At 64.8% G+C, this 5833-nt stretch carries 4 protein-coding genes and 1 pseudogene; 4 read left to right on the top strand and 1 reads right to left on the bottom strand.

From position 1 onward, the window contains the following. Positions 1-1013: pseudogene (locus tag JOZ76_RS14325) on the bottom strand (methyl-accepting chemotaxis protein); the annotation flags it as partial. Between the two features lie 298 nt (positions 1014-1311). On the opposite strand from JOZ76_RS14325, the gene JOZ76_RS14330 reads away from it, so the two are divergent. The 4 genes from JOZ76_RS14330 to JOZ76_RS14345 form a co-directional block, all read left to right on the top strand. Beyond that, positions 1312-1797, top strand: a complete 486-nt coding sequence (locus tag JOZ76_RS14330; RefSeq protein WP_291699280.1) for a (2Fe-2S)-binding protein — start codon at positions 1312-1314, stop codon at positions 1795-1797. An 82-nt stretch (positions 1798-1879) separates the two neighbouring features. Further along, positions 1880-4219, top strand: a complete 2340-nt coding sequence (locus tag JOZ76_RS14335; protein WP_291699281.1) for a xanthine dehydrogenase family protein molybdopterin-binding subunit — start codon at positions 1880-1882, stop codon at positions 4217-4219. Positions 4220-4351: 132 nt separating this feature from the next. After that, a complete protein-coding gene (locus JOZ76_RS14340) occupies positions 4352-5152 on the top strand; it encodes an FAD binding domain-containing protein (RefSeq protein WP_291699282.1) in 801 nt (266 codons plus the stop codon). A gap of 99 nt (positions 5153-5251) precedes the next feature. Further along, positions 5252-5833 (top strand): CaiB/BaiF CoA-transferase family protein (locus JOZ76_RS14345; protein WP_291699283.1); only part of this gene is annotated, 582 nt, incomplete at its 3' end.

Here is a 5833-nt window from a genome sequence, read left to right on the forward strand (position 1 = left end):
CACATCAAGGTCATCGGCCGCGAAATGCTCCGGCCGAGCAGGAACGCGACGAGGCCGCCGAGCAGGATGCCGCCGGCCGCGAGCAGGATGATCAACTGCTCGGTTTGGCCGACGATCGCGTTGGATTCCGCGGCCAGCCGGTCCTGATCGGACACCAGGTCGGTCTTCATCGCGGAGGTGCCCTGCATGATCGCGCCCGCCGCACCGCTCATCTCGGTCACGAGATCGTCGACAAGCTTGAAATTCTCGACCAGCTTGCCGAGCGCTTGGCGGTAACCGGCGAACAGCTTCGTCACCTCCTTGCGTCCGGCCACGACCTCCGGGTCGGTCGACGAGAACGTGTTCAGCGCACTCTCGATGCTGGCAAGCCGGGTCATGGCGCTGGTCGCGGCGCCCTGGTCATGACTATGGACGAAGCTGGTCGTCAGCCCCTTGATGGCCTGGAACTGGCTCGCGATGTGTTTTGCCTCGAACTCGTCGGCCTGCTGCTTGGCCTCCGCCGCGGCGCTGGCGATGTCGTCGAGCTTGTAGTCGATCGACATGTCGCCGCGCGCGAGCTCGATCTGCACGATCGCCGCACTGTCCCGCTTGGCTTTAATGATTTCCGCGAAGGTTCTTGTGAAGGCGCGGAATTCGCGTTCCAGCCGCGTCAGGGGCTCAAGCCGCGCGGCCTTGGTCACGCCCTTCATGGCCTGTTCAATGGCCGCCTTCAGGCTGGCCTCGGCCGCCTGCGCGGCCTTGGCGTCATCCTCGTTGCCGGTCACGACATAGTACCGCACCAGGGACCGATAGGAGATCAGCTCGCGGTCGATGTTGCGCGCGAGGTCCGCCTCCGACACGCTGTTGCGATAGGACGCAACGGCCGCCGAGACCCGCTCGAATCCGAGATAAGCGAAGCCAAGACTGGCCGCCGAGATCGCCAGCACGATGGCGAATCCGGCTATGACCTTGGTGTGGAATCGCAAGGTCGGAAGCTTCAGTTTCGACGATTGCAGGCCAGCGTGCTGAGACATCCCACCCGAGCTCCCATATCGCTCATGAAATGCCGCTCCAAAATGTGCCGGAAGCGGGGACGGGTGATCCCGCCGCATCGCGCAACCTAGGCCAGAATTGGATAAAACGTGGTAAATTGCCACCAGGTCACCCCGGACCGGCCAAGCCCCGCCTCGGCCGTGACTTGGGCGCCAAATCGCGCCACCGGCGCCGGCGCATGTCTCATGGCCATGATTTCGTACGAAAATCCCGGTTGCAAAGTTCCCAGCCGGTGTTTCTAATCGCGCCCAAGCAAAATCATTCAGGAGGAGGATACGCGTGTCTCAGGTGCAATTGACGGTGAACGGGAAGGCGGTCTCGGCTGATGTCGAGGACCGCACGCTTCTGGTGCATCTCTTGCGGGATCATCTGAACCTGACGGGTACGCATGTCGGCTGCGACACCAGCCAGTGCGGAGCCTGCACGGTGCATATCGACGGCCGGGCGGTGAAGTCGTGCACGGTGCTGGCGGGCCAGGCCGATGGCGCCAGCGTCACCACGATCGAGGGCATCGCGCGGGGCGACGAACTGCACCCGATGCAGGCGGCGTTCCGCGACAATCACGGCCTGCAATGCGGCTTTTGCACCCCGGGCATGATCATGTCGGCGATCGACATCGTCAGCCGCCATGGCGGGCAGCTCGACGAGGCCACCGTACGCCACGAGCTCGAGGGCAACATCTGCCGCTGCACCGGCTACCACAACATCGTCAAGGCGGTGCTGGATGCAGCCGGCCGGATGAAGGTCGCGCAGGCCGCCGAGTAGCCCGCACACGCTGCTTCTAGTCAGAACAAAGCCGCGCGTCGAGGGACGCTGCGGCCAAGCAAACTCCGGGAGGGAGATTTAGATGGGTATCGAAGGCATTGGCGCCAGCGTCGTGCGCAAGGAGGACAAGCGTTTCATCACCGGTAAGGGCCGCTACGTCGACGACATCAAGCTCGTCGGCATGACCCACGCCCATTTCATCCGCAGCCCGCATCCGCATGCAAAGATCAAAGGCATTGACGCTTCCGCCGCGCTCAAGATGCCGGGCGTGCTGGCGGTGCTGAACGGCAAGGAGCTGGTCGACGACAAGATCGGCAATCTGATCTGCGGTTGGATGATCCATTCCAAAGATGGCTCGCCCATGAAGATGGGCGCCTGGCCGGCGATGGCGCCGGAAGTCGTGCGCTTCGTCGGCCAGGCCGTCGCGGTCGTCATCGCCGAGAGCAAGAATCAGGCGCGGGATGCCGCCGAAGCGGTGGTGGTCGATTACGAGGAGCTGCCGGCGGTCGCCGACGTCAAGGCCGCGATCGCGCCCGGCGCGCCGCAGCTGCATCCGGAAGCCCCGGGCAACCAGGTCTATGACTGGGTGATCGGCGACGAGGCCGCCGTGAATGATGCGTTCAGCAAGGCCGCCAATGTCGTCACCATGGAGCTTTCCAACAACCGCCTGGTGCCGAACGCGATGGAGCCGCGCGCGGCGATCGCCGATTACGACGCGGCCGAGGAGCATTTTACGCTCTATACCACCTCGCAGAACCCGCATGTCGCGCGCCTCGTGCTGTCGGCGTTCTACAACATCGCCCCCGAGCACAAGCTCCGCGTCATCGCGCCCGATGTCGGCGGCGGGTTCGGCTCAAAAATTTACATCTATCCCGAGGAGATGGTGGCGCTGTGGGCCTCCAAGAAGGTGGGGCGCCCGGTCAAATGGACCGGAGACCGCACCGAATCCTTCCTGACCGACGCCCATGGCCGCGACCACGTCACCAAGGCCGAGATGGCCTTTGACAAGGACCACAAGATTACAGGGCTTCGGGTCAAGACCTACGCCAATTTCGGCGGCTACATGTCGCTGTTCTCGTCCTCGGTGCCAACCTATCTCTATGCCACCCTATTGTCAGGCCAGTACACCATCCCGGCGATCCATGCCGAGGTGATTGGGGTCTACACCAACACCACCCCGGTCGATGCCTATCGCGGCGCCGGTCGGCCCGAGGCGAGCTATCTCCTGGAACGCATGATGGAGACCGCGGCGCGGCAGCTCAAGGTCGATCCAGCGGAGCTTCGGAAGAAGAACTTCATCACGCAATTTCCACACCAGACGCCGGTCATCATGGCCTATGACGCCGGCGACTTTAATGCCTCGCTCGATGCGGCGATGAAGGCGATCGACTATGCCGGTTTTCCGTCGCGCAAGGCCAAGGCCAAGAGCGAAGGCAAGCTGCGCGGCATCGGCGTGTCCTGCTACATCGAGGCCTGCGGCATCGCGCCGTCCAAGGCGGTCGGCAGTCTCGGCGCCGGCGTCGGCCTCTGGGAATCCGCCGAGGTGCGGGTCAACCCGGTCGGCACCATCGAGGTCCTGACCGGCTCGCACAGCCACGGCCAGGGCCATGAGACCGCGTTCGCGCAGCTGGTCGCCGACCGGCTCGGCATCTCCATCAACCAGGTGCAGATCGTCCATGGCGACACCGACAAGGTGCAGTTCGGCATGGGCACCTATGGCTCGCGCTCGGCGGCCGTCGGCCTCACCGCGATTTTGAAGGCGATGGAGAAAGTCGAGGCAAAAGCCAAGAAGATTGCGGCTCATCAGCTCGAGGCCTCGGAGGCCGACATCGTGATCGAGGGTGGCGAGTTCAAGGTCACCGGCACCGACAAGAAGATCGCGCTGCCGATGGTGGCGCTCGCGGCCTACACCGCCCACAATCTGCCCGACGGCATGGAGCCGGGCCTGAAGGAGAGCGCGTTCTACGATCCCAGCAACTTCACCTTCCCGGCCGGCTCCTATATCTGCGAGCTCGAGGTCGATCCGGGCACCGGCAAGACCACGTTCGTCAATTTTGTCGCGGCGGACGATTTTGGCCGGCTGATCAACCCGATGATCGTCGAGGGCCAGGTCCATGGCGGGCTCGCGCAAGGCATCGGCCAGGCGCTGCTCGAACACGCCGTCTATGACGGCAACGGCCAGCCGGTGACGGCCTCGTTCATGGACTATGCCATGCCGCGGGCCGACGATTTGCCGTCGTTCAAGCTGTCGCACACCACGACCCTGTGCCCCGGCAATCCGCTGGGCGTGAAGGGCTGCGGCGAGGCCGGCGCGATCGGCTCCTCGGCCGCCGTGATCAACGCCATCACGGACGCGATCGGCAACAACGCGCTGGAGATGCCGGCGACCCCGGACCGGGTCTGGCGCGCGATGCAGGGCTAAAGACGTCATTCCGGGACGCCTCGAAGAGGCGAACCCGGAATCTGGAGCAGAGATTCTCAACCTCGAGGTTCCGGGTTCGCTCGCTGCGCCAGCGCCCCGGAACGACCGAAACAAAATTCCAGGGAGCACCCCATGTATCAGACCACCTATCATCGCGCCTCATCGGTCGATGAAGCAGCGAGCCTGTTTGCCAAGGGCAGCGAGCCAAAATATCTCGCCGGGGGGCACACGCTGCTCCCGGTCATGAAGCAGCGCCTCGCCTCGCCCTCCGACGTGATCGACATCGCCAGGATCAAGGACCTCATCGGCATCGAGGTGACCGGCGATGCCGTCACCATCAGGGCCGCGACCACGCATAACGATGTCGCCAACTCGGCTGCCGTGCAGAAGGCGATCCCGGCGCTGGCGCATCTGGCCTCCACCATCGGCGATCCCGCGGTGCGCCATCGCGGCACCATTGGCGGCTCGCTCGCCAACAACGATCCGGCCGCCGACTATCCCGCCGCGGTGCTGGCGCTTGGCGCCACCATCAAGACCAACAAGCGCACGATTGCGGCCGACGACTTCTTCAAGGGCCTGTTCACGACCGCGCTCGACGACGGCGAGATGATCACAGCGGTGAGCTTCCCGATCCCGGCGAAAGGAGGCTATTCAAAGTTCCCGCATCCGGCCTCGCGCTTTGCGCTGACCGGCGTGTTCGCGGTCAAGACCAAGGCCGGCGATGTCCGCGTCGCCGCGACCGGCGCGTTCCAGGGCGGCGTTGCGCGCGTCGGTGCGATCGAAGCCGCGCTGAAGACGAACTGGGCCGCATCCGCGCTCGATAGCGTCACGGTGTCCGCCGACGGCCTGATGAGCGACATCCATGCCGCCGCCGACTACCGCGCCAACCTGATCAAGGTCATGGCCCAGCGCGCCGTGCAAGCGGCGGGGTGACAGCGCCTCGACGCAAGACCTGTTTGCAGGCGGCGCGCAAGCCCATGCGCGCCGCCTGTGCATTTGGACCAGTGTTTATCAGTGTGAAGGAGCATAGCCATGCTCGATAAATCGGCTCCAGAATCCCAGACCCGCGCTTCCGGACCGCTGGCCGGCTTTCGCATCGTCGAATTCGCCGGCATCGGTCCCGGTCCGTTCGCCTGCATGCTGCTTGCCGACATGGGGGCCGATGTCATGACGCTCGATCGCGTCGGCTCGGCTAAGAACCTGAAAGCGGTCGCGACCCGTGGGCGCAAGATCGTCGAACTCGACCTGAAGGACAAGGGCGCAATCGCGCAGGTGCTGGACCTGCTCGATCAAGTCGATGCGTTGATTGAAGGCTTTCGCCCCGGCGTGATGGAGCGCCTCGGTCTTGGCCCCGAAATCGTGCTCGCGCGCAACCCAAAACTGGTCTATGGCCGGATGACCGGCTGGGGCCAGCAAGGCCCGCTGGCGCAGGCCGCCGGCCACGACATCAACTACATCTCGCTGACGGGTGCGCTGGCCGCGATCGGCCCGGCCGAACGGCCGGTGCCGCCGCTTAATCTGGTCGGCGACTTTGGCGGCGGCGCGCTCTATCTCGTGGTCGGCGTGCTCGCCGCGCTGCTGGAGGCGCAAAAGTCCGGCAGCGGCCAGGTGGTG

It is taken from the genome of Bradyrhizobium sp., assembly GCF_019244115.1.
Taxonomy (GTDB): domain Bacteria; phylum Pseudomonadota; class Alphaproteobacteria; order Rhizobiales; family Xanthobacteraceae; genus Bradyrhizobium.

Bases quoted from the DNA above. Each gene is read 5' to 3' on its own strand.
- JOZ76_RS14340 (WP_291699282.1), top strand. From the start codon at position 4,352: ATGTATCAGACCACCTATCATCGCGCCTCATCGGTCGATGAAGCAGCG.
- JOZ76_RS14335 (WP_291699281.1), top strand. From the start codon at position 1,880: ATGGGTATCGAAGGCATTGGCGCCAGCGTCGTGCGCAAGGAGGACAAG.